Annotated in this window: 19 protein-coding genes and 1 pseudogene; 12 read left to right on the top strand and 8 right to left on the bottom strand. The window is 57.1% G+C overall.

All coding sequences use genetic code 11. The features are described from left to right. Positions 1-230: 230 nt before the first annotated feature. On the top strand, positions 231-1,037 hold the full coding sequence (locus AC1ROR_RS23100; protein ID WP_035225437.1) for an AraC family transcriptional regulator: 807 nt from the start codon (positions 231-233) through the stop codon (positions 1,035-1,037). A gap of 39 nt (positions 1,038-1,076) precedes the next feature. Further along, positions 1,077-1,451, top strand: coding sequence for a VOC family protein (locus AC1ROR_RS23095; RefSeq protein ID WP_498590872.1), 375 nt, complete (start codon positions 1,077-1,079; stop codon positions 1,449-1,451). A 191-nt stretch (positions 1,452-1,642) separates the two neighbouring features. On the opposite strand, the gene AC1ROR_RS23090 is transcribed toward AC1ROR_RS23095, so the two are convergent. Together AC1ROR_RS23090 and AC1ROR_RS23085 are read right to left on the bottom strand one after the other, a co-directional pair. Beyond that, a complete protein-coding gene (locus AC1ROR_RS23090) occupies positions 1,643-1,876 on the bottom strand; it encodes a BrnA antitoxin family protein (protein WP_035225458.1) in 234 nt (77 codons plus the stop codon). 377 nt (positions 1,877-2,253) lie between these two features. Further along, positions 2,254-3,063: a cyclase family protein gene (locus tag AC1ROR_RS23085; protein WP_498590871.1), complete on the bottom strand. Its 810-nt coding sequence runs from the start codon at positions 3,061-3,063 to the stop codon at positions 2,254-2,256. A gap of 357 nt (positions 3,064-3,420) precedes the next feature. On the opposite strand from AC1ROR_RS23085, the gene AC1ROR_RS23080 reads away from it, so the two are divergent. Next, positions 3,421-4,599: a glucoamylase family protein gene (locus tag AC1ROR_RS23080; protein ID WP_498590887.1), complete on the top strand. Its 1,179-nt coding sequence runs from the start codon at positions 3,421-3,423 to the stop codon at positions 4,597-4,599. Between the two features lie 65 nt (positions 4,600-4,664). Here AC1ROR_RS23080 and AC1ROR_RS23075 read toward each other — a convergent pair. Both AC1ROR_RS23075 and AC1ROR_RS23070 read right to left on the bottom strand, forming a co-directional pair. Next, positions 4,665-4,838, bottom strand: a pseudogene (locus tag AC1ROR_RS23075) (IS6 family transposase); the annotation flags it as partial. A gap of 555 nt (positions 4,839-5,393) precedes the next feature. Continuing rightward, positions 5,394-6,299: a LysR family transcriptional regulator gene (locus AC1ROR_RS23070; RefSeq protein WP_498590870.1), complete on the bottom strand. Its 906-nt coding sequence runs from the start codon at positions 6,297-6,299 to the stop codon at positions 5,394-5,396. A 108-nt stretch (positions 6,300-6,407) separates the two neighbouring features. On the opposite strand from AC1ROR_RS23070, the gene AC1ROR_RS23065 reads away from it, so the two are divergent. After that, positions 6,408-7,019: a pyridoxamine 5'-phosphate oxidase family protein gene (locus AC1ROR_RS23065; RefSeq protein ID WP_498590869.1), complete on the top strand. Its 612-nt coding sequence runs from the start codon at positions 6,408-6,410 to the stop codon at positions 7,017-7,019. Positions 7,020-7,207: 188 nt separating this feature from the next. On the opposite strand, the gene AC1ROR_RS23060 is transcribed toward AC1ROR_RS23065, so the two are convergent. After that, a complete protein-coding gene (locus AC1ROR_RS23060; RefSeq protein ID WP_498590868.1) occupies positions 7,208-7,591 on the bottom strand; it encodes a winged helix-turn-helix transcriptional regulator in 384 nt (127 codons plus the stop codon). A gap of 125 nt (positions 7,592-7,716) precedes the next feature. Between AC1ROR_RS23060 and AC1ROR_RS23055 the strand changes: the two genes are divergently transcribed. The 6 genes from AC1ROR_RS23055 to AC1ROR_RS23030 all read left to right on the top strand — a co-directional run bounded on the left by AC1ROR_RS23055 (position 7,717) and on the right by AC1ROR_RS23030 (position 14,879). Further along, the gene (locus tag AC1ROR_RS23055; protein WP_035225424.1) at positions 7,717-8,550 is read left to right on the top strand and encodes an enoyl-CoA hydratase/isomerase family protein; all 834 of its coding nucleotides are present in this window, start codon (positions 7,717-7,719) and stop codon (positions 8,548-8,550) included. Between the two features lie 421 nt (positions 8,551-8,971). Beyond that, a complete protein-coding gene (locus AC1ROR_RS23050) occupies positions 8,972-9,256 on the top strand; it encodes a YMGG-like glycine zipper-containing protein (protein ID WP_142172327.1) in 285 nt (94 codons plus the stop codon). A gap of 198 nt (positions 9,257-9,454) precedes the next feature. After that, the gene (locus tag AC1ROR_RS23045; RefSeq protein ID WP_080839184.1) at positions 9,455-10,129 is read left to right on the top strand and encodes a response regulator transcription factor; all 675 of its coding nucleotides are present in this window, start codon (positions 9,455-9,457) and stop codon (positions 10,127-10,129) included. Between the two features lies 1 nt (position 10,130). Then, a complete protein-coding gene (locus AC1ROR_RS23040; RefSeq protein WP_035225418.1) occupies positions 10,131-11,480 on the top strand; it encodes a sensor histidine kinase in 1,350 nt (449 codons plus the stop codon). A 247-nt stretch (positions 11,481-11,727) separates the two neighbouring features. Next, positions 11,728-12,921 carry an efflux RND transporter periplasmic adaptor subunit gene (locus AC1ROR_RS23035; RefSeq protein WP_498590867.1) on the top strand — a complete coding sequence of 398 codons (1,194 nt, stop codon included), beginning with the start codon at positions 11,728-11,730 and terminating at the stop codon, positions 12,919-12,921. Between the two features lie 8 nt (positions 12,922-12,929). Next, entirely contained in the window at positions 12,930-14,879 is a 1,950-nt protein-coding gene (locus AC1ROR_RS23030; RefSeq protein WP_498590866.1) for a MacB family efflux pump subunit, read from the top strand. Between the two features lie 66 nt (positions 14,880-14,945). Here the strand turns inward: AC1ROR_RS23030 and AC1ROR_RS23025 are convergent, their stop codons facing one another. Continuing rightward, positions 14,946-15,830 carry an NmrA/HSCARG family protein gene (locus AC1ROR_RS23025; protein WP_498590865.1) on the bottom strand — a complete coding sequence of 295 codons (885 nt, stop codon included), beginning with the start codon at positions 15,828-15,830 and terminating at the stop codon, positions 14,946-14,948. An 89-nt stretch (positions 15,831-15,919) separates the two neighbouring features. On the opposite strand from AC1ROR_RS23025, the gene AC1ROR_RS23020 reads away from it, so the two are divergent. Both AC1ROR_RS23020 and AC1ROR_RS23015 read left to right on the top strand, forming a co-directional pair. Beyond that, positions 15,920-16,333: a winged helix-turn-helix transcriptional regulator gene (locus tag AC1ROR_RS23020; RefSeq protein ID WP_498590864.1), complete on the top strand. Its 414-nt coding sequence runs from the start codon at positions 15,920-15,922 to the stop codon at positions 16,331-16,333. 380 nt (positions 16,334-16,713) lie between these two features. Next, entirely contained in the window at positions 16,714-18,171 is a 1,458-nt protein-coding gene (locus AC1ROR_RS23015) for a tyrosinase family protein (protein WP_498590863.1), read from the top strand. A 467-nt stretch (positions 18,172-18,638) separates the two neighbouring features. On the opposite strand, the gene AC1ROR_RS23010 is transcribed toward AC1ROR_RS23015, so the two are convergent. After that, positions 18,639-19,439 carry an isochorismate lyase gene (locus tag AC1ROR_RS23010; protein WP_498590862.1) on the bottom strand — a complete coding sequence of 267 codons (801 nt, stop codon included), beginning with the start codon at positions 19,437-19,439 and terminating at the stop codon, positions 18,639-18,641. Between the two features lie 146 nt (positions 19,440-19,585). After that, positions 19,586-21,343: a gamma-glutamyltransferase gene (gene ggt, locus AC1ROR_RS23005; protein ID WP_498590861.1), complete on the bottom strand. Its 1,758-nt coding sequence runs from the start codon at positions 21,341-21,343 to the stop codon at positions 19,586-19,588. Positions 21,344-21,835 lie beyond the last annotated feature (492 nt).

The following is a 21,835-nucleotide window of genomic DNA, read 5'->3' as shown; positions in this document are numbered from 1 at the left end:
AGGCTTTCACGGCCATTTGCGCGATAGCTATGCGGCTGGCCCTGCGCCCCTCGCTGTCTGGAGGCATGATGTAATGCTTGGAATCGCAGGTATGAGGCAATCGAATTTCTGTCTGAAAGATATCAGACCAGTATCCAGGCTCATGATGTTGCACTGACATCGTCATTCTCCGAATTATCTGGGATGACTCTATCGACAAAGCCTGTTGATGAATTTAGATATCCTCTCAAATGATGACTAAATTCCACCATCCGCCCTTGTCTCTTTCTGCAGCCCTGGGCGACCACGACCTAGAAAAGTCCGCGGCGCGAGTGCACGCTGTGAGGATCGATGTATCCCAGAACGAACGGGAGGCACCTGAACACCGCCACCAAAAAGGGCAGCTTGTCATGGCCTCACGGGGCGGCGTGACATGTCGCGTTCCAAGCGGGATGTGGATGGTGCCGCCCCATTGCGGCGTCTGGGTTCCGGGTGGCATGCCGCATAGCAACGTGGCAACCGCCAACGCGCGTTTGTTTTTTCTGTTCATCGAGCCGGGCGCTGCCGATCTGCCGGACCGGTGCTGCACACTGTCTCTATCCCCGCTCATCCGGGAGCTTATCATTGAGATGGCTAATCAGCCCGCAGCAGTGACCGCAGATTCAGAACTCATGGCAACACTCCTTTTGTCGGCATTATCGCGGATGCCGATAGAGCATCTTCATCTCCCGCTTACAGATGAGCCCCGGCTTATGCGGATTGCATCGGAGCTTGCTGACCATCCTGCCGATCGCAGTACGATGGCGCTATGGGCAAGGCGGGTCGGGATGAGTGAGAATTCGCTCGCACGTCTCGTCCAGCACCAGACCGGTCTCACATTCGGTCGTTGGCGACAGCAGCTGCAATTGATCGTCGCAATCCGCAGCCTCGCGGCCGGGTCGACAGTTCAGCAGGTTTCGGGCGACCTTGGATATGAATCCGTGTCTGCGTTTATCACGATGTTCAAGAAAGCGCTTGGTACATCGCCAGCCAGATATTTAGGTAACTTTGACCGGTAGCATCATGAAATTCAGTTATCACCTGAGAGGAGATAAAGCATGTTCACCCACGTCATGATCGGCAGTAACGACCTGGAACGATCTAGAAAATTCTACGACGCAACCTTTGTTGCCCTAGGGGGGAAGCCCGGCGAGATGGATGCGAGAGGTCGACTGATCTACGCGCATGAAGGAGGGCGGCTGATGATAACGAAACCGATCGACGGCAAGCCGGCAACCGCCGCTAATGGTGGAACGATCGGAATTGCAGCGACGACCCCCGACCATGTCCTGGCATGGCATGCCGCTGGTGTGGCACATGGCGGCATGGCAATCGAGAGCCCGCCCACGGAACGACCGAACGGCGCGTTCGTCGCCTATCTTCGCGACCCCGACGGAAACAAACTTTCCGCGCGGACGCATCAGCTGAAATGAGGTCGCTGTGCGTCGACCCCAGTGATCAAGGACGGGAGGGTTACATTGGCCACAGCGGCAGCAAACGCCCTAGTGATCGCAACTCGCGACACAAGCCCTTTCGAAACTGCAGGGCTGAAGGCGATCAATCCCTGGTCCAGATAACCACAGTGTTCATCTGAATGTGGTAGTTTCGATCCCTTCAAGAGCTGTTAATTGGACGCATTCATTGCTGCTCGCAAGGTATCGTTTATGCGCTCTTGCCAGCCGGGTCCGTCCGCCTGAAAATGCGCGAGGACGTCGCTGTCGATCTTCAATGATACAAGCTCCCTGGTGTTGGGGATTGCAGGCCGTTCAACGACCGGCGCTGCGACCTTTTTTGCCGTTTTGAACAACGCCTCTGCCGCGTCTTTCGGATTGGACGGTCGCCGCGGTGTCGTCGCCATGATCATATCCTTTTTTGTCGTGCGCTTGAACAGCGCCACCGTTCAGACTTTGTTTCCGGGATGTAAATCCAACATAGCGGCTGTCGCAGGCCGCGTGTAGTCGGCACCCGAAAGAACGTAATTGCCGCTGATAAACCGGTCAGTCGTCCAGCAATCCGGAAGAGATCGCACATCGTAATATATAATCGCGGCTTTGAGCGCTTGTTCGATTTTCAGTGAATCGATGGACCGGTATGGTCGGCTGCAAAGAGAGTCCGCGACTGCGCAGTGGCGCCAGGCACACTCCTCTTTATCTGTAGTTCAGCCAGGTATCGGCAAGCTTTTCACGCGCCGGATTTTCCGGAGGTCGTCGTTCATCGCCAGGAGACCAGTTACGATTAAACAAGCGCCAGAATACGAGCCGGTCCGCCTGTGCCGCTTCGGTGGGTTGGCGCGCCAACGACGATTGTCGCTCCCTTGATCGGCAACGCTTCAAGGTTGTTCAGACCTTCGATACCGTAGCGGCCGGCCGGAAGCCATGAATTATGCACGGCGAAATCGGCAGAATTGCCCGGATCCAGCGACAGCGTGTCGACGCCGATTGCAACGGTGTCGCGCTCGAGCAGTAAATCGGTCGCCGACTTGCTGAAGCCGGGAAAGGCGAATTTTCCAGCGTCGTCATTACGGAAGGCGGGGCTTTTAACCTTTGTTGCCCAGCCAGAACGCAAAGCCACGACGGCACCTGCGGGAATCTCGCCATTTGCGCTGATCCAGCGTTCTATATCCGCCGCCTCAATGGTCGAATTGGCATCTTCCCTGGCGCGATCGGTGATGTCGATGATGACCAGAGGCGCGACCAGCTTTTGTGGTTCCAGCTGATCAACGCTGGCGCCATCGGCGCTGAAGTGGAAAGGCGCATCGATATGGGTTCCAGTGTGCTCGAAAACCGTCAATTTATGGAGTTGGTACCCGTCCTTGGCGATATCTGCTGCCCATTCGAATTCTATTCCGGGCTTGCCATCAAATGTTGGAAAGGTTGAATCGTACACATGAGTGAGATCGACGACTTTGTGAGCCGTCTGAGCAAGGACCGGTGTCGCCAGATTTCCCGCGGCCATCGCCACACCCGCAAAGGCCACACCTTTAAACAGCATACGACGCGACAGCATGTTCTTCTTCACGTCTTCTATCACGCAGTGATTACACATCCCATCTTCCCTCCGTTGCGAAACCTCTGTTCATGACGGTATCGGAAAACCCTAGTGAAGCAAGATTGGTCGTTCTCAAGGTCTCAGCTTTGGTAGAAAGACATGTTAAATCCACATCGGCGTCGCGGAGCCAGTTTTTGAATGTTGGCTTCCGTTCCCGGCGAAGAATTCCTGCGCATTTGGAAATAGTAGCCGAGTCGGATAAGGCTTGGCACGGATCTGCTCCCAACTGTCGCGGATCTTTTGAGGTTGGAAGTGACAGACGAATTACCCGGTCAACTTGATAGCCTGCATCGCGCTACCTTTGACTATTTCTGGTCCGGAAGCCATCCTGAGAGCGGGCTGCCCAGGGATCGGATGCGATCCGATGGTTCGCCGATCCATGAGATCACCTCAATCTCGGGTGTCGGGTTTGGTTTCCTCTCGCTCATCGTTGGCGTTCATCGTACGTGGATAAGCAAGCGTGACGCCATTGCGCGCGTGTGCCGTATGCTGGAATCTCTGGCTGGAGTGAAGCGTTTTCACGGCGCCTTTCCTCACTTCGTCGATACATCGAGCGGAAAAACAATACCCTTTGCGAAATACGATGACGGCGGTGATCTTGTCGAAACCGCGCTTCTCGTTCAGGCGCTTATCTGCGTTCGGGAGTTCTTCTGCGGAGAGACATCCGAAGAGACTGGTTTGCGCCAGTCTATCACTGAAATAGTCGAGGCTGTCGAATGGAACTGGTTTACCAGGGGAGAAACAGGGCCGCTTTTCTGGCACTGGAGTCCTCGGTATGCCTGGGCGAAAAATCTGCCTATTGTGGGCTGGAACGAGGCTCTGGTCTGTTATGTGCTGGCGGCAGGTTCGGTTGCGCATCCGATAAGCCCGGAGTGTTATCATTTCGGGTGGGCGCGCCGTGGCGCAATCCGGAATGGATCGAAGTATCTCGGTGTGTGGCTGCCGCTTGGCGAGCCATATGGAGGGCCGCTCTTTCTGTCGCATTACTCGTTTTGTACACTCAATCCGCAAGGCTTGGGCGATGCTTACTGCGGCGATTATCTGGCGCAGGCTCACGCCCATTGCCAGATCAATTACCGCTACTGCCGAACGCGCTACGCAATCGAAGACGGATGGGGTCTGTCCGCCTGTGATGGGCCAAAGGGTTACGTCGTCAATTCTCCGACCAATGATCACGGTATCGTCGCAACGACGGCGGCGCTCTCCAGCATGCCTTTTATGCCGCTGAGGTCTCAACAGGCGGCGCTGCGCTTCCTGCAATGGCGTGATGGCGCGCTCGTCGGCCGCTTCGGCCTGATGGATGCCTTTCAGCCTTCAACAGGCTGGGTCTCCCGAACGCATCTTGCGATCAATCAGGGCCCGGTGGTCGCAATGATGGAAAACCATCGCACCGGTCTCATCTGGGATTTGTTCATGAATGCGCCGGAAGTGAAAAACGGCCTGGCGCGTTTGGGCTTTTATCAGGACAGCTCTGAAAGGGCGAAGGCGCATGAGGCTGGCAGATCAACACCTCGCGGCAGTGCATTGTCGTGACGGGTGCCGAAAGGGTAACGTCGCCTTCAAGGACCGGAGCCGCGGCAAGACACGCATCCCAAATTTCAGAGCACGGTCGACAATGCAATTTCACGACAGGGGGTGACGGCGCTGGCGCGGAGTTCGCGATGGTTTATGACAGTGAAATGTTTCCGATCGAGATGAAAGAGGTTGGCAACCTGGCCATGAACCGAGACGGAACGTTGACATTGCCGAACCGATTTGAAGCGCATCATCCGCCACTGATCTGACGGAACCTGTATATTTGGGGTGAGTTACCTTTGATGAAAAATAAGTGGTTTTGGGTGTGGCTCTCGATACTTGTAATACCCGTCTTTTCGCTGATCGTAGTTCAGATCGATACGAGCTCTGGAGCCTCGATCGGCGGTGGCGGTTACGACCTCGGTCCGTTTCTATATTCTTGGCTGTTGATCATCGTCACAGGCGTCTGGTCCCTTTGCACTTTTGTAACTGCGCTAATTCATCGTGATCGGGCGGCAAAGATACGAGCCTTGGGCTTGACCGCGATGGGTTTTATTACCTTCGTGACGGTCCTGCTCCTTTACCAAAAGAACCTTTCATAGGTTAATTGGAGATTTAGCAGCTCATGCTCTTTGCCGACAAAGCCCGAAAATTAATCTGGGCGTTCAGCGTCGGGTGGACGTCGATCGAACGCTGTTTCAATGGCTTACGGAGTTTAGATGTGGGTCAAATTAGGCGCCATCTGTTCGAATCTCTTTAATACCAGTGAAACGTATTGAGTTGCCTGAATGATTTTTTCTGCCATGGTTGCGTCAGGCCTTTCCAATAGCAGTCAGAGTTGAACGCAGTCTGCTGCTCGCGAAATCCAGGAAGCGTCGGGTTTTTTGAGGCAATTGTGGCAGCGGGGCGTGGAGAATGTGCACTGGTGCTGGCTCTCCCTCGAATGTTGCAAGCAGCAGACGCAACCGGCCGGAAACAAGTGCATCGGCCGCTTGATAGTGCAAAAGCCGCACAAAGCCCAACTCTGCCTCAGCCGCATCAATCGCCGCTTCCGTGCTTGGAACCAGCAATCGGATTTGGCCATCAGGCCAGTCGATTTTGGATTTTTGCGGTCCGTGGGCAGTGGCCGGTGTTGGCAATGTGAGCTTTATGGAAGGTAGAGATTTCAGATCATCCGGGTGCCGAACCTCTCTGTGACGATCAAGAAGCGCTGGACTGGCGACAACCACGGTGCGCATGCTGCCCAGCCGAGTGGCGATCAGGCCGTTGTTCCCCAATGCCCCGATCCGCACCGCGATATCAGCGGCGCCCGCCGCAAGATCGACATTGCCGTCACTAAGCTGCAGATCGACCGTAATCCCTTCGTGAAGCTGCAGGAAATCCTTGATGATCGGCAGGACGTGGAGGCGGCCAAACATTCGCGGTGCGCTCACAACCAGCCGCCCCGTGGGCTCGCGGAATTCACCCGCGGCCTCTCGCTCTACTTCCGCCACATGCGTGATGATCTGCCGTGCGCCTGCTAGGTATCGCTGTCCGGCGTCAGTCAGGGACAGCTTACGGGTCGATCGAACCAGAAGGGCGGCGCCCAAATGCTTTTCGAGTTGTCCAACCTTTCGGGTGAGGGTTGCCACCGGCACGCCGCGCTTTTTTGCGGCAGCCGAAAAGCTGCCTTCATCCAGCGTCTCGATCAATAACGTCATGGCCTCCAGACGATCCATGGATTTCCTCACTTTTCGCGCAGATACTATCCAAAATCCGCTGATTATTCATCCCTATAAAGGGACTATGTTGGTGCCATGCGAAACGTTCAGCGTTGGGAGACGGCAATGACCTATGGGTTTCTGGATATAGCGGTGACGCCTGCGGTGCGGAAGGTGCAGCAGCAACTGGGTGTTGCATCCATGTGGGAAAATTTCCGCGGGCATCGCGAGTTTGACCGTTTTACCGATCAGGAGGCAAGTTTCATCGCCGATCGCGACAGTTTTTATATGGCGACAACGTCCGAGACCGGGTGGCCCTATCTCCAGCATCGGGGCGGGGCCAAAGGATTTCTCAAGTTTCTGGATGATCGGACACTCGCTTTCGCCGATTACCGTGGAAACTTCCAATACATTAGCGTGGGGAACCTTTCGGCAAACGACAAGGCATGCCTCTTTCTCATGGATTATCCGCGCCGTGCTCGCTTGAAGATCTATGTTCATGCCGAAGCGATGTCTCTGGATGCAGACCCCGCATTGACGGCAGCAGTCCTGGACGGAACGACGGGCAGGGCTGAGCGTATCGTGCGGCTCCGCTTGCAGAACTTCGACTGGAACTGCCCCCAGCACATCGTGCCGCGCTACACGGAGGTACAGATTGAAGAGGGTCTGCGTCCGATCCGCGAGCGGCTTGCAGAACTGGAGGCCGAGAACGCCAAACTTCGAGAGCAACTGGCGTAACTGGCGCGACAGACGAAACAACAGTGCGTCAAACCTTTTGCGAGCAAAGCCCTGATAGTTGACGGGTCGCAGATAAATCGACTGGAAGGGCAATTCCGAAACTGGAGAGAAAATTGCAGGCCTCTTCGAATAAATCTGCGTTGCTGGCTTCCCCCCGGCGGCCGCGGAGCAGTCCGCAGCTTCAAGCATTACCGGGCGCCTGCTGATGTCCCGTCATAGTGGCGCTGGCAGTCCTGAATCACGTCGATGTTAGCAACGGTCCAGTCGAACAGGATCGCGAAAGGTCCCTGAAGTGACCTGCCCAGTGGCGTCAAGGCATATTCAACCCCGAGCACACGTCCGTCGAGTATCCTGCGCGTCACCATGCCATTGCGCTCCAGCTTTCGCAGCGTCTGTGTCAATACGCGTTGAGTGACGCCATCGAGGCGACGCTTGATCGCATTGAAGCGCCGTGGCTCGCTTAACACGGCAAGCACCATCATCGACCATTTGTCGGCGATCTGGTCAAGGATCACCCGGCTTGGACAATCCGCACGGTAAATGGGGTCAGCATTATTGATCGTCTCATCCATCGGTATCCTCCGGCATACTTGGGATGCTTCAGGTGCGTAATTGACGCTAGGTATTCGATGAATACTTTAAGGTCAATGGTGCAAAACACGGGCGCCAGAAGTTCCCGAAGGATAGAGATTTACCCATGACAGACACCGATTTCAGCCGGCTGCGAATTTCCAAATCAGAGGGCATTGCGACGATCGCAATCGACAATCCGCCAGTCAATGTTCTCGATGTGCCCTTGATGAGCGAGATCCGCCGCTTTCTTATTGCCGTGCGCGATGATCCCGACACGCGCGTACTGATTTTCCAGAGCGCGGATCCAGAGTTCTTCATCGCGCATGTCGACATGACATTGATTGATCAGCCTCATGCCTTCGATGATTTTATCCGCGATGTGCCGGACGGTCTCAACCCATTCCAAGCGTTTGGTGAACTTCTGCGGGCGCAGCCGCAGGTGACGATCGTCAAGCTCGACGGTCTGGCGCGTGGCGGCGGAGCGGAGTTTGTGGCCGCTGCCGACATGGTCTTCGCTTCAGAGGGACGGGCAGGCCTTGCCCAATGTGAGGCGTTGATGGGCATCACGCCGGGCGGCGGGGCCACGCAATATCTGTCGAGCCGGATGACACGCGGCCGGGCTCTCGAAGTAATCCTTGGCGCCGATCTAATCGATGCCACGAGGGCGGAAAGCTATGGGTGGATCAATCGCGCATTGCCAGCATCCGAACTCGACGGCTTTGTCGATCGGCTTGCACGCAACATCGCTGCCTTGCCCGATGGCGTTATCGCGGCGGCCAAAAAGGCGTTGCCTCCTGAAGACCTGGGGGATGGCTTCAAGCGCGAGCATGGTGCCTGGAAAGGGTTGTTCGAACTTCCGACCGCTGAAAAGCTTATCCGTGGCGGACTAAAGGGAGGAGCACAGACCAAAGAGGGTGAGAAAAATCTGGAAAGCTTGCTCCGTGGATTGAAGCTGTGAGGTATTTCTGGAGGCAAAACAGCGAAACCGCTGCCGCGCGGCATTGTGGAGCGGTTTCGGATTTGGCGCGACTGCGTGCTTGCAAGCGCCGACGTCGAGTCATAAAGGCATTCGCACCACTTAGTGCCGTGGAAAAAGAACCTCTCCGGATGATGTTTGAATTCCGCTAAGGAAGAGTGGATCATCGTACCGTGTCGGCCACCATAGTCCCAGTCGGAGCCTGTCGATTAAGCGGGCGGAATTACCTGAGAATTGCTGATCGCGAAAACGCGCATCCTACACGAACTTACGCTTTCGACTGGTGTCGGTGTCGAGGGTCCTGCGTAACTTCCACGTAATTTTCGGTAGCCATACGTCGTCGCCTTGGCGCGTCTCAACGGTCGACGAGCGACCGTAGCGGCGATGGATCGAAAGGACAGACATGAAAAAGATCATTTCAGGCATATTGGTTTGTTTGACGCTGACGGCTTGCAGCCAGACGGAAAAGGGCGCCGGTATTGGTGCGGCCAGTGGTGCAATCATTGGCGGGCTGGCAAGCGGCACGTGGCAAGGTGCTGCAGTGGGAGCCGCCGCGGGTGGTGCTGGAGGGGCTGTCATTGGGAACATCAGTGAACGAAACGACAGGAACCGCCGCGATCGCTGGGAAAATCGGGACCGGCGCGATTACGGTTGCAGATATCGGGATAACTACGGCCGCTGCCGATAAGGAGCTGGTCTTGGCGACGGGGGCTAAAAGCCGGCTGGATACTCAGCAGGTTTCGGTTCCCCGGTGCCGGACATCTGGACCGCCGATTGACTTGGCGGCCAGTCGGTCATGGCAGTCGAGTTTATCCGAAACATACATATAAATTTGCTGTTAGAATTCTTGAGAACAGCTGTCCGGGACTTGCACGATCAGGCCACTATGAAACTTCTGCTTATCGAAGACGATCCGGAAATGACGGATGCCTTGAGGACGGCCCTCTCGCAGCATGGCATCGTGCTGGATGCTGTTGGAGATCTGGCGATGGCGCGGGAAGCAATCGCCATGGCGGATTACGATATTGTCCTTATCGACCGGCAACTGCCGGATGGCGATGGCAGTACCTTCCTCGCCGATTTGCACCGCACGGGTTCAAATACGCGATCGATCATTATCTCCGCTCTGAGGTCGACCGACGAGCGAATTTCCGGCCTCAATGACGGCGCCGATGACTATTTGCCGAAGCCGTTCGAAATTCCCGAGTTGATTGCCAGAATGAGCGCTGTGCTGAGGCGGGTGCCGACAGCTGGCCCATTCGTCCTGTCGGCAGGAAACGTCACCTATGACCGGGTTTCATGCGATGTGCATGTCAACGGCGTCCGACTTGCGCTCACCCGCAGGGAACTGCTCATCATCGAAACTCTTCTGAGGAACCGTGGTCGTACCGTGTTGCGCTCGTCCCTTGAGGGGCAGGTCTATTCCTTTGACGATGAGATCCAGTCGAACTCACTGGAGTCCAACATGTCTCGCCTGCGCCGAAAGCTTGGCGAAGCGGAGGCCGACATTGTTATCAAGAACATTCGTGGCATAGGCTACTACCTTCATGAGCAGAAATAGGATGACCAGCACATCCCTTCGCTGGCGATTTACTTTTGGTTTTATTGTCCTGCAGCTCTGCGCGGTCATAGCCTCGCTCAGCCTGGTTTTCTATCTCCTTTCTGGCCTCAAGCCCGATGTGGCGATCACGTCCATCTGGCTGTCTCAGGAAATCGCAGACTCGGTTCGTCTCGAGCCGAATGGCCGACCTCATCTGGTTCCGACGGCCGAGCTTAAAGAGATTATGGAGGACGCGCCTGACCTGTGGTTCGTGGCAGACCTTGGAAAAGATACTGTCCTTGCACACGGCGCGCCTCCCGGGAAAATTGCCGACAACATGCCATTCCTGCGGACGTTCAGAAGTGTCGAGCTCCATGGTGACCTGAATGATCCGTTGAGTGTCGCCCGCATGGAGCGTTTCGATACAGAGGCCGGTGAGGCCACGATTTTTGCCGGCGGCGTTTCGATGTCCCAATATGGTGTGACCGTGCTGCTGGGGAACCTTGCCATCGGCGTGCCGGCGCTGATCCTCGTCGCCATTTCCCTGATTGGCGTCCCGTTTGTCACACGCTTGGCTTTGCGGTCCTTCAGCGATCTGACCAGGCGTCTCGACAGGATCGATCTCGACACACGTGGCGCCCTGGTGGAAGAGCGGGGCTTGCCCACTGAGGTGCTTCGTCTGGTGCGCGACATCAACAGGGCACTGCGTCGTCTCGACAGCGGCTTCGAGGCGACGGAGCGCTTCTTTGTCAACGCGGCCCATGAACTTCGAACGCCGATTGCTGTCCTGCAGGTAAGAATCGATACGCTTTCACCAGGTGCGGACAAGACACACCTGCAGACGGCCATCAAGCGACTTACAGCGATCGCGAACCAGCTTCTCGACACCGAGAAGTACCGGCAGAAGCCCCAGCAGAATGCACCCGTCGATCTCAACAGCGTTGTGTCGAAGGTGGTTGCCGACCTTGCTCCCCTGGCGATCGCCGAAGGTTACGATATTTCGTTCGATAGCGATGCGGAAAACCTGTTCGTTCCCGGCGATGCCGAAGCTCTGGAGCGTGCATTCGTCAATCTGGTGCGTAATGCAGTCCAGTACGGAGGCGGCAAAGGACAGATATCGGTCAGTATTGAGGCTGACGGCAGCGTGGCTGTCGCCGATCAGGGCTGCGGAATTGCCGGCGATAAGCAATCGCGCATATTCGAGCCGTTCTACCGGATCAGCCCTCACGGCTCAGGTGCGGGCCTGGGGCTCAGCATGGTCAACGAGATCGTCACCCGTCACGGCGGCTACGTTGAGCTTTCGTCCGCTCCAGGCAAGGGCAGCACATTTGCCGTACGCTGGCGCGAGAAGCGCGTTTTCCAGCAGCGGTAGGGCCCGTCGTCTGCGCCAACTGGTCAAGGCATCTTCGTTCGTCGACGTTGGCTGAGCACGGCCGCGATCGCTTGATGTCTGGCGCACAATCTTTGGCACGCCATCCACATTGCAAGCACTCTTTGCTGATCGGTTGATCTTCCAGCGCGTGCCAAACGGATAGGCGCGACGACGGCTCTCCGTAATTTTCAGGTAACTCTCGTGACAGAGAAAGCCCGCAAATTTCAATAGCATGGGCCACGACTAAATGACACGACACATTACCCGCAAGCGTTTGATCCTGGGGGCGGCAACCCTTGTCGGTCTGCTGGGCGTCTGGCTGCTGTTTCTGCGTCCGCCGGCAAAGCTTGAACTGGTGACAGCGCAGGCGCGAACGGGTGACATTGAAGAGGTGGTGCTGGCGACCGGGGTTCTCGAACCGCTCGAGCTGGTGCGTGTCGGCGCTCAGGCCTCGGGTCGCATTGAGCATCTGGCTGTCAAGATCGGTGACATCGTCGAGGCTGGCCAATTGGTGGCCGAGATCGATTCCCAGACCCGGCGCAACACCTTGCGGGACCGCGAGGCCGCTTTGGCCAACATCCGCGCCGTTCACGCCGCGCGCAGCGCCGGTCTGGCGAAAGCCGAGAAGGATTTCGAGCGCGAGCGTGACCTGCTGGCAGGTGGTTCCACGCCGCGCGCCCAGTATGACGCTGCGGTTGCGATGCGAGACACCGCGCGGGCTGAGGTTCAGTCGCTGGACGCTCAGGTCGCCCAAGCGCAGGTCGCGCTGGAGTCTGCGGGTATAGAACTGGACTATACCCGCATCACTGCCCCAATCGCCGGCACGGTGGTCGCGATCGTCACCGACGAGGGCCAAACCGTGAATGCCCTGCAGACCGCGCCGACCATCGTCATGATCGCACGATTGGACACAATGACGGTGCGCGCGGATATCTCCGAGGCTGACGTCGTGCGTGTGCGGCGGGGCCTGCCGGTCTGGTTCAGCATTCTTGGCGATCCGAAGCGTCGTTTCGATGGGGAGTTGCGACAGGTGGAACCGGCCCCGGCCTCCATCGCCAACGAGAGCAACGCCGCGGCGAGCCGGATTGGCTCAACCAACGGTGCGGTCTATTACACCGGGCTGATCGACGTGGCGAATGCGGACGGGGTCCTGCGGCCCTCCATGACGGCGCAGGTGTCCATCGTCTTGAGCCGCGTCAGCGGCGCCGTGCTGGTTCCGCTCAGTGCGGTGGAAGGGGCGCCCCGGGCCGGCGATACGGCGCGTGTGCGCATACTGGACGCGATGGGCGAGGTCCAGATCCGGCAGGTCCAGGTCGGCATCGATAACGGCGCGGACATCCAGATCCTTAGCGGTCTTCAGGCAGGCGAGACCATCGTTCTGGGTGCATCCACGGACGAACGCACGGATGGCCAGGCTCAACTGGCCGCGGCGAAACGGTAGGGCGCGCTATGACGGAACCACTGATCCGCGTACGTGGGGTATCCCGCGCTTTCCCCGCAGGCGACGAGATGGTGCGAGTGCTGAAAGACGTCGACCTCGACATCGAGGCCGGCGAGATGATGGCCATCATCGGTGCTTCTGGCTCCGGCAAGTCGACGCTGATGAACATCCTTGGCTGCCTCGATCGTCCGACGGACGGCAGCTACTGGATCGAAGGACGCGAGACCTCGAAGATGTCCGTTGACGAACTGGCGGCGCTACGCCGTGAGCGTTTTGGTTTCATCTTCCAGCGCTATCATCTGCTTGGCGATCTCAGCGCGGCCAGCAACGTCGAGGTGCCGGCCATTTATGCCGGACGCAGCCGATCCGACCGGCACAAGCGAGCGATCTCCTTGTTGACCCGGCTGGGCCTCGCCGAGCGGACGGGCAATATCCCAGGCAAGCTTTCGGGCGGCCAGCAGCAGCGGGTGTCGATTGCCCGCGCCCTGATGAATGGCGGCGAGATAATTCTGGCCGATGAACCGACCGGAGCGCTGGATACGCACAGCGGCGCCGAAGTCATGAAGATCCTGCGCGAGCTTCACGCCGAAGGGCACACCATCATCCTCGTCACTCACGACAAGAAGATCGCGGAACACGCGGATCGGGTTGTCGAGATCAGCGACGGCGTTATCATTTCCGACGAGCGCAATATATCCAAATCCGCCGCGACGGCCCGCCCCATCCGCGAGCACGCGCCGGGCGCTGGCTGGCGTGGCGCAATTGACCGGATGACCGAAGCCTTTCGTATGGCAGGCGCGGCAATATGGGCGCACAAGATGCGCTCGCTTCTGACCATGCTCGGCATCATCATCGGTATCGCCTCGGTGGCGGCTATCTCGGCACTAGGAGCCGGCTCGCAGCAACAAATCCTGAGCAGTATCAGTTCGCTCGGCACCAACACGATCGAGGTGCGGGCCGGGAAAGGCTTCGGCGATCTGGAAGCGGGCAAGATACGGACGCTGGTTCCCGCCGATGCAGAAGCGCTGGTGAACCAGCCCTATGTCGACAGCGTGACACCAACCGTCACGACGAGCGTAACTGTCAAGCGCGCCGCCGTGGCCGTAAATGCGTCAGTCACCGGAGTTGGCGCCGACTTCTTTCGTGTACGGGGTCTTGAGCTGGCGCATGGACAACTGTTCGACGCCCAGGACGTTACCGCCTACAGCCAGAATGTGGTGATCGACGCAAACGCCGCGCGAGACCTGTTTCCAGACCGGGTTAACCCGGTGGGGCAGGTCATCCTTCTGGGCACAATGCCGGCGAGGGTTGTGGGTGTGACGAAACGGGAAAACTCCTTCGGCCCGGCGGTTGATACGTTGACGGTTTATGCGCCCTACACAACCGTCATGGGCCGCATGCTGGGTCGTCCGAACGTCGACGGCATAACGGTCCGTATCAGAGACGATGTCGATCCGGGCAATGTCGAGGCCGCAGTTTCGCGCCTTCTCGAGCGTCGGCATGGCGCGAAAGACTTCTTCCTCACCAACTCGGCGACCATTCGCGAGACTATCGAGACCACCACGCAGACCCTGACGCTGCTGATTTCGTCAGTCGCCGTGATCTCGCTGATTGTCGGTGGCATCGGCGTGATGAATATCATGCTGGTATCCGTGACCGAACGCACCAAGGAGATCGGCGTTCGTGTGGCCGTCGGCGCGCGCCGCAGCGACATCCTTTCCCAGTTCCTGATCGAGGCCGTCATGGTCTGCCTTGTCGGCGGCTTCATGGGAGTGATGCTCGCCCTCGGGATCAGCGCTCTTTTCAATTTGCTGAGCCCCGACTTCAAAATGATCTTCTCTTCGGGCTCCATCATGGTGGCCTTCGCCTGCTCAACCCTGATCGGAATCGTCTTCGGCTTCCTTCCGGCCCGCAATGCGGCAAAGTTGGACCCGATCGAGGCCCTGGCGCGCGACTGATGAACTGCAAGCGTCTGCTAGGTTGCATTGTGGTTCGCTTGTCATTATTGAGGCTGGCGTATGTCCCTAGACCGACGGTTGCAAGGCTGCATCGAGCAGCTTGCGCCCATTGCCAGCGAGCCAGGACCTGAAAGTGAGAAGGTCGGGGTTAATTTCGCGCATGACTTTCAGATCGACAAGCTCGGCGAGCGGCCCGTCTACCAGGCTCTCTGCCATATGCGCGAGATCAGCGTTTGCAGCCAAAACATCGTCCGGAAACCGTTCATAGGCTATCGAGCGACCGGCTGCTGCGCTGAAGGCAGCCGCAAGCTCGGGGCCGGTCAGTCGATCACTGGCGATTTTAAGTGTTGCGCCGCCGAAGCGTGATTTGTCGGCAAGCACGGCAGCGACAAACCTGCCGATGTCTTCCACGGCGGTGAGCTGAATGGAATGGTCGGGTCGGATCAGGGACACCAGCCGGCCCTCCTCCAGACCGAAGCCAGGTCGCACCAGCATTTCCATGAAAATCATCGGCCGGATGATGGTCGTCGTCATGTCGAGCTGTCGAATATGGGCTTCGATACGAGGCTTGGCGTCGAAACGCGGAACGCCTGTCAGTTCATTCCCCACGCTGGCGCCCGAAGAATAAACAAAATGGTTGATGCCGGTTTCGGCAGCGATATCCGCAATCGATATACCATGATGGACTTCGTCTTCGGCAGCCAGGTTGGCTGGCAGTACGCTAAAGACACCGAAAGCGTCTTTCATCGCTGTGCGGATTACTTTGGTCTCTTCAAATGAACCCTGGATAAGCTCCACGCCTGCATCCCGTAACTGTAGCGATGCAGCTTTGGTGGAATCCAGCACGAGTGCGCGAACAGGCCATCCTGCCTTCAGCAAGGCTTTGGCGACAGATCCTCCCTGCCTTCCGGTAGCGCCGAAAACCAGAATGGGATGCTTGCTATTGGTCACTTGAAGCCCTCGCGTTAAACTAGGACCGTCTATATATACGAATGTAGTGCTGCCGGAAGACGGCACATTTTTCAGCATCAGGCACAAGGATGATACCCTTGGAAAAGCAGATCAATGCCGGCCCATCGCGCGGATCAGAAAACGACAGACACTTCAGAACCATCCCGTCAAACGGAGTATGCAGCCTGCTGAGCGACAAATGGACTGTGCCGGTTCTTTGGCGTCTTTCTCTCGCGGAAGATCATCGGCTCCGCTTTTCGACATTGAGAAAAGAGGTCGGTGAGATCACCCAGCGCATGCTGACGCTCACGCTGCGTAATCTCGAGCGCGAAGGATTTGTTATGCGTCACTATTTCCCCGAAGTGCCGCCGCGTGTCGAATACGAGTTGACAGAGATCGGCCACGGAGCTTTGCGTGCCCTTGAGGGATTTAACTTCTGGGTCCACGACAATCTGGACACCATCACAGCGCGCCGGCGAGCTTACGATAAGGCGGAGTTGTAAATCCAAGTGACCGAAATTGGCTGAGAAGGCGGAAATGGTCGCGGAGGTTACCCGTTTTCCTCAGTGGCTATTTCTCCTTGGCTTCCAGAACTGGACGACGGCGGTACCGCGGTAGTCGTTTCAAACAACTGGCGAAGCTTGGTCTGCCCGGCGCAGAAGATTTACGCCCCTGTTCTTGCCTAAATACCGATCTCTGCGCCCGAAAATGTGGCGCCGATACGAGTTTAGCGCGGCCCCTCAACTTCCACCGCCCATCTTGACAGATCGAAGCCGCCCTCAGTTCTTTTTGCGCCCAGCACGAAAAAACAAATCGCTGACGGTTACTTTACTATGGGTTGAATTTGGCGGAAAGTACTCGCTTAAGATATGGAGGGGAACTCATGCATCGACGCAGTTTTGTAGCAGGAGCGACCACGGCGGCGATCCTGATGGGCATCAATCGCTTCGACATTGCCCGTGCAGCGGGATCAGGCGCGAGGGAGGATATCGAGACGTTTTCCAAAGACCCTCAGAAGGTAGCGTCGCTGCGACTTGCTTTTCAGAAGCTTTACGACCGTCCAAAAGATCAGAAAGTTGGATGGTTTAATTATGCAGCCATTCATGGGATCCCGTCTAACGATCCCGATGCCGGAAAATTGCCTGCAACGATTAAGGCCTACTGGTCTCAGTGCCATAAAGACGAAAGTCTCTTTTTCATCTGGCACCGCGCTTACCTGGCGGCGATAGAGAGGAATTTGCAAAAACTTTCCGGCGTCCCGACACTCCGGCTTCCCTATTGGGACTGGTATAAAAATCCGTCCCTTCCCGCGATCTTCCGGGAAGAATTTTTAGACGCAGGGAAGAAGGAAAAGAATTCCCTCTACAACAGGAATAGGGATCCAGCTGTCCAAGCCGGGGATGATGTCTGGTTTTCGTCATCGTCAGGAGCGCTCGACGACACCTCTTTCTTCGGCTTCCAGACAGGCTTAGAAGGAAGTGAGCACGGTGACATACATATCGGCGTGGCGGGCGGCGCCATATCGGATATGGGGCGCGTGCCGACCGCAGCCCGGGATCCGATATTCTGGCTACATCACTGCAATATCGATCGACTCTTCACGGCCTGGATTTCTCTCAAACGCAAAGCGCCGGATCAGGCTGCATCGTTTGCCGCTGGCAAGTTCGCGTTCCCGATCGATCAGGACGCGGATTACAAGCCAGTCGCGAGCACCCTGGACATGAATTCCACCTCGCCACTCGGCCAAGTCTATGAAAGCTTGGAGGCTCCGTTTTCCCAGAAAGTTGCGCAGGTGACAAAGCGCCCACCGGTTTCCCGCACAATCTCAGCGAATGCCCGCCCGTTTGGCAGAAGCATTCTTGCCCTGAATGCAGCAACCTCGGTGACCGTACCGACGTCGGGAGTAAGCCTTGCGTTTGCATTGCCCAGCGACAGTGATCCGCGTTTGAACAGCGTGTTCAGCTCTGTACCGCTGCGCGAGGCCACATCGGTCATTATCGTTCTCGAAGGCGTCCGTCTGGATTCGCCAGCGAATGGCCTTACCGGGTTCGACGTTTTTGTGAACCTGCCGGAAGGCCAACAGGCTGGTGCCGGCGACTACAAGGTCGGTTCCATCGCCCTCTTCAACCTGACTGTTGATCATGGCGATCATCATGGCGGGGCAGGTTCGACGTTCAGGTTCGCTGCAACGAACCAAGCACGGTTGCGCGGGGAATTGACCAGCAACGTCGTTGTAAGCCTTGTTCCCAGATTCACCCCAAGAGCAGATCAAACTTCTGTTGATCCAAGTCTCCAGATTAAGGACTTTCGAGTGGAGGTTTCAAGCGCTCCCTTGCAATAGGTGTAATCACCTTTTGCACGGATAAAAATATGGGGGCTCCAGATTTCGCCGGATTGGCCTGACGTCGTTTCAAGCGGGATAGATGACCTTGGCGCACTTCATCGCAATACCAAACACATATGTGTCGCCGGTTATATCGACTATGACGACATCTTTTGGAAACGCCACCCTCTTAAAATACAGACGGCGCTAACAAGTACCGGCAAGAGGTTTCGAAACAAGCTCGACATCGCCCGGCAACAAATGGATTCGCTCACATAACAGTATCAGCTGACACCTTCGCAGGAGGTGTTGACGAAGCGGAGACAGCCCGTTGGATCAAAGGGCGTCGCATTTTACCGAAAAACCAAACAACTTCGACGTCACTGCTTGCAGCAAAAATGGAACGATTGGCCGCGTGCCGATGAAACGCGCGATTTCATCGGCCGCTTCGCGCACACTGCGGGGAAATGTGCGTCCGCCATGTCCTACTCCGCCTTGTTCCGGGGCGCGTTCTTTTGTTCCCAATGGCGAATCTGCTGCTGGATAAACCATTGAATTATCTGACTGAACAGTGGTACGACGAAATTCGGGTCCAGTTTATTTTCCTCCGCCCAGCGGCACCGTTCCGGTAGCATGGCAGCGACTCGCTCGGGCGCGGGTATGCTTGCGACGTCTGGCTTGAAACGGGCCGCCTCCAGGACATAGCCCATGCGCAGGCCTAGCAGGTCGACAAGCGTACGGTCGATCGTGTCGATCGCCTGGCGGATGTCGCCGAGGTTTTGGCAATCGGTGGGCGTTTCGGCCCGGATGCCGAGGTCTTTCGCTGAAGGCATGAGTTGGTCTCCGTTGTCGAGGTCAGCGTGAAGGTGAGATTGCTTCACCCGTTCGCGCAGGTCTTTCTTGCTCACCCTGCCGGTCCCGGTTTCTGGAAACTGCGCGATGAAGATGAACGCCGCAAGCCCCCGCGCTTTCAAATGCAGGATGACGGTGGCGACGAATTCGGCGACCGAGTTGCCGAAGACGAAATCGGGCGCAAGATGCCAGCTCCGCAGTATCTCAGCAAGGGCATATTGCCAGCGCAGGAGCGCTGGCTGTGTATAGAGCGTCTGGTCGAGGTTGCTTGCCCGCTCGGGATCGAAGGGCATGCAGGCTAGATTGGAAATGCCGTTCCGGCTGAAGCCTCTAAAACAGGTTTCAATAGCATTGCGGAACACTGCGCTCTCGCGATGGAAAGTGAGCCCTATGCCCGCATGCTGGCCGGTGAAAATCCAGGCTGGGGTTTGCATTCGACCTTCGGTCAATGGGCAGACTGCAAGATATAGGTCATGTCTTGGCAGATAGCCCAGAAACAGAGAATGGTAAGCATGGTTTCCGCATCGCACCACCTACTCATTTCGACCATCGATCCTAGCCCAGCAAGAGATGGAGCGTCTCACTCCCCAATAACCATTCCCTCGCGTCGTGGGTCGGCGCTGCCAGCCAAACCTTGGGTGGTCATCTCGATAGCGTGCAAACCGGAGTTCATCTCACCCGGTTTAACCTCGTAGCCCAGCGCTTTCAGCCCCTCTACCAGATTTTCAGCGCTGGTGTTGGCCTCAACGTCGTAGGTACCGAACCGGTTGATGAGATGCGGCTGGGCGACGATTGTCTCCACGGGCATTCCCCAATCGATATAAGCGATCAGCGCCTGCGCCACATAGCCAATGATCTGGCTGCCACCAGGCGAACCAATGGCGAGCAGCGGCTTGCCGTCCTTCATCACGATCGTTGGCGCCATGGAGGAGCGCGGCCGTTTGCTGGGCTCGACGCGGTTGGCTATCGGCAGGCCGCCGTCATGGGTCTTGAAGGAAAAGTCCGTCAACTCGTTATTGAGCAGAAATCCGTTCGTCATGAGACGCGAGCCAAAGCCATTTTCGATCGTTGTCGTCATCGAGACCACGCTGCCTTCCGTGTCAACGATGACAAAATGACTTGTAGAAGGCAACTCGAGTGCGGCATCCCGGCCGAAAAGTAGCGCGTGGTCCCATTCCGGCTCGCCGGCCTTGACGGTGTCGTTTGCCAACGCCTTGTCGCCGTCGAGCAGCTTTGCCCTCTCTCCCAGATAGGACTTGTCCAACAGACCCTTGATCGGTAGCGGCATGAAATCGGCATCGGCGACGTAACGCTCGCGGTCGGCGAAGGCGAGACGCTGTGCATCGCCGATAATGCGCCAATTGGCAACATTTTCTGGCCCCGGGGTTTTGAGATCGAAATTCTCCGCGATGCCGAGAATCTGGCCAACGGCGATGCCACCCGACGATGGCGCTCCCATGCCGCAAACGTCAAGACCACGATAGATAAAGCAGAGTGGTTCACGTTCGATGACGCGATAATTGGAAAGATCGGCCAGCGACAGCACGCCGGGATTGTCGGCCGCCTCGCGCACAGTCTTGACGATCGCCTCGGCAATTGGCCCCTTGTAAAAGGCATCGGCACCGCCTTTTGCAAGCGCAGAAAGCGTCTCAGCGTAAGCGGGGTTCTTCAACAAGGCACCGTTCCCGAGGGCGACCCCGGACGTGTCAAAGAAATAGGAGCGGGGTTCCGCATATTTCTTCAACCGTTCTCCCTCCGACGCTATCAGGGAGGCAAGACGCGGCGACACTTTGAAGCCCTCGCTCGCCAGCGTTTCCGCCGGCTTCAGCAGGCTTGCCCATTCCGCCTTTCCATAGCGTTTGTGGGCCTCCTCCAGAAGTCGCACCGTTCCTGGCGTGCCAACAGAGCGACCGCCGACCACTGCGTCCATGAATTTTAGCGGCTGACCGTTGTTATCCAGGAAGAGCTTTGGCGTCGCTTCCATCGGCGCTGTCTCCCGGCCGTCCAACGTCGTCAGCTTGCCGGTTTTTGCGTCGTAATAGACGAGGAAGGCGCCGCCGCCGAGACCAGAACTCTGTGGTTCAACGAGGCCGAGCACGGTCTGCACTACCACCATCGCATCTATGGCGTTGCCGCCCTTAGCAATCACGTCGCGTCCCGCCAGAGCCGCCAGCGGATTGGCTGCCGCGACCATAAATCTCCTTGACTCGACACGTTTGGCAGTTGCGACCACCGTGGCTTTCTCGGGTGCCACCGTGTCTGACGCCTGCTGGGCGGAGACGATTGCGGCGGAAAGGATGAAAGCGAGAAAAGCCTCACTGAGAAATCTCAATTCCATTAGCCTTATCCTCCAGAACCGCACAATCCGTTGATGTGAGAAGGGCATCCAACCGAGCCAGCAGGCATATCGAACCCGTAATGGCTCAAGCGCGGATGATTTTGCGAACTCTTGCTTCGCCCGTAGGCCCGTCCACAAGTGACGATAGGACGTTTGACAATCTCTTCTGTTATATCGCCACTTTTGTTTCAGGCTGTTCATCTGCCCGCAGATCGTACTGCGCGACTTACCCTCCCACGCGGTTCAGATCGGCGCAGATGCTTCGCCGGGTTTTGCCGATAATGCCGTTTGGCAGACCAGTTCGGAGCGCCGCTCTTTTTTGACACTATGATGGCTGTTTCGCCGCATGTCCATCAAGCGGTCGACCTCGCGTTGGAAAATGGAAATCTGGCGAGAGTGAATCGACTTTCGTAAACATTCAGAGCCTCCGCGACTAATGGCGGGTCGCAGGTTCGATTTGCATCAAGAGAAAGCCAATATGCGATAAGGTAG

The organism is Agrobacterium sp. GW821-FHT14E08 (assembly GCF_058803865.1).
Note: the sequence above shows the minus strand (reverse complement) of the source record. Positions and strands in the feature narration are given on the sequence as shown.

Bases quoted from the DNA above. Each gene is read 5' to 3' on its own strand.
- AC1ROR_RS23070 (WP_498590870.1), bottom strand. From the start codon at position 6,299: ATGGATCGTCTGGAGGCCATGACGTTATTGATCGAGACGCTGGATGAA.
- AC1ROR_RS23020 (WP_498590864.1), top strand. From the start codon at position 15,920: ATGATACCCTTGGAAAAGCAGATCAATGCCGGCCCATCGCGCGGATCA.
- ggt (WP_498590861.1), bottom strand. From the start codon at position 21,343: ATGGAATTGAGATTTCTCAGTGAGGCTTTTCTCGCTTTCATCCTTTCC.
- AC1ROR_RS23090 (WP_035225458.1), bottom strand. From the start codon at position 1,876: ATGGCGACGACACCGCGGCGACCGTCCAATCCGAAAGACGCGGCAGAG.
- AC1ROR_RS23045 (WP_080839184.1), top strand. From the start codon at position 9,455: ATGAAACTTCTGCTTATCGAAGACGATCCGGAAATGACGGATGCCTTG.
- AC1ROR_RS23040 (WP_035225418.1), top strand. From the start codon at position 10,131: ATGACCAGCACATCCCTTCGCTGGCGATTTACTTTTGGTTTTATTGTC.
- AC1ROR_RS23085 (WP_498590871.1), bottom strand. From the start codon at position 3,063: ATGTGTAATCACTGCGTGATAGAAGACGTGAAGAAGAACATGCTGTCG.
- AC1ROR_RS23050 (WP_142172327.1), top strand. From the start codon at position 8,972: ATGAAAAAGATCATTTCAGGCATATTGGTTTGTTTGACGCTGACGGCT.
- AC1ROR_RS23065 (WP_498590869.1), top strand. From the start codon at position 6,408: ATGACCTATGGGTTTCTGGATATAGCGGTGACGCCTGCGGTGCGGAAG.
- AC1ROR_RS23100 (WP_035225437.1), top strand. From the start codon at position 231: ATGATGACTAAATTCCACCATCCGCCCTTGTCTCTTTCTGCAGCCCTG.
- AC1ROR_RS23035 (WP_498590867.1), top strand. From the start codon at position 11,728: ATGACACGACACATTACCCGCAAGCGTTTGATCCTGGGGGCGGCAACC.
- AC1ROR_RS23095 (WP_498590872.1), top strand. From the start codon at position 1,077: ATGTTCACCCACGTCATGATCGGCAGTAACGACCTGGAACGATCTAGA.
- AC1ROR_RS23030 (WP_498590866.1), top strand. From the start codon at position 12,930: ATGACGGAACCACTGATCCGCGTACGTGGGGTATCCCGCGCTTTCCCC.
- AC1ROR_RS23015 (WP_498590863.1), top strand. From the start codon at position 16,714: ATGCATCGACGCAGTTTTGTAGCAGGAGCGACCACGGCGGCGATCCTG.
- AC1ROR_RS23055 (WP_035225424.1), top strand. From the start codon at position 7,717: ATGACAGACACCGATTTCAGCCGGCTGCGAATTTCCAAATCAGAGGGC.
- AC1ROR_RS23080 (WP_498590887.1), top strand. From the start codon at position 3,421: ATGCGATCCGATGGTTCGCCGATCCATGAGATCACCTCAATCTCGGGT.
- AC1ROR_RS23010 (WP_498590862.1), bottom strand. From the start codon at position 19,439: ATGCAAACCCCAGCCTGGATTTTCACCGGCCAGCATGCGGGCATAGGG.
- AC1ROR_RS23060 (WP_498590868.1), bottom strand. From the start codon at position 7,591: ATGGATGAGACGATCAATAATGCTGACCCCATTTACCGTGCGGATTGT.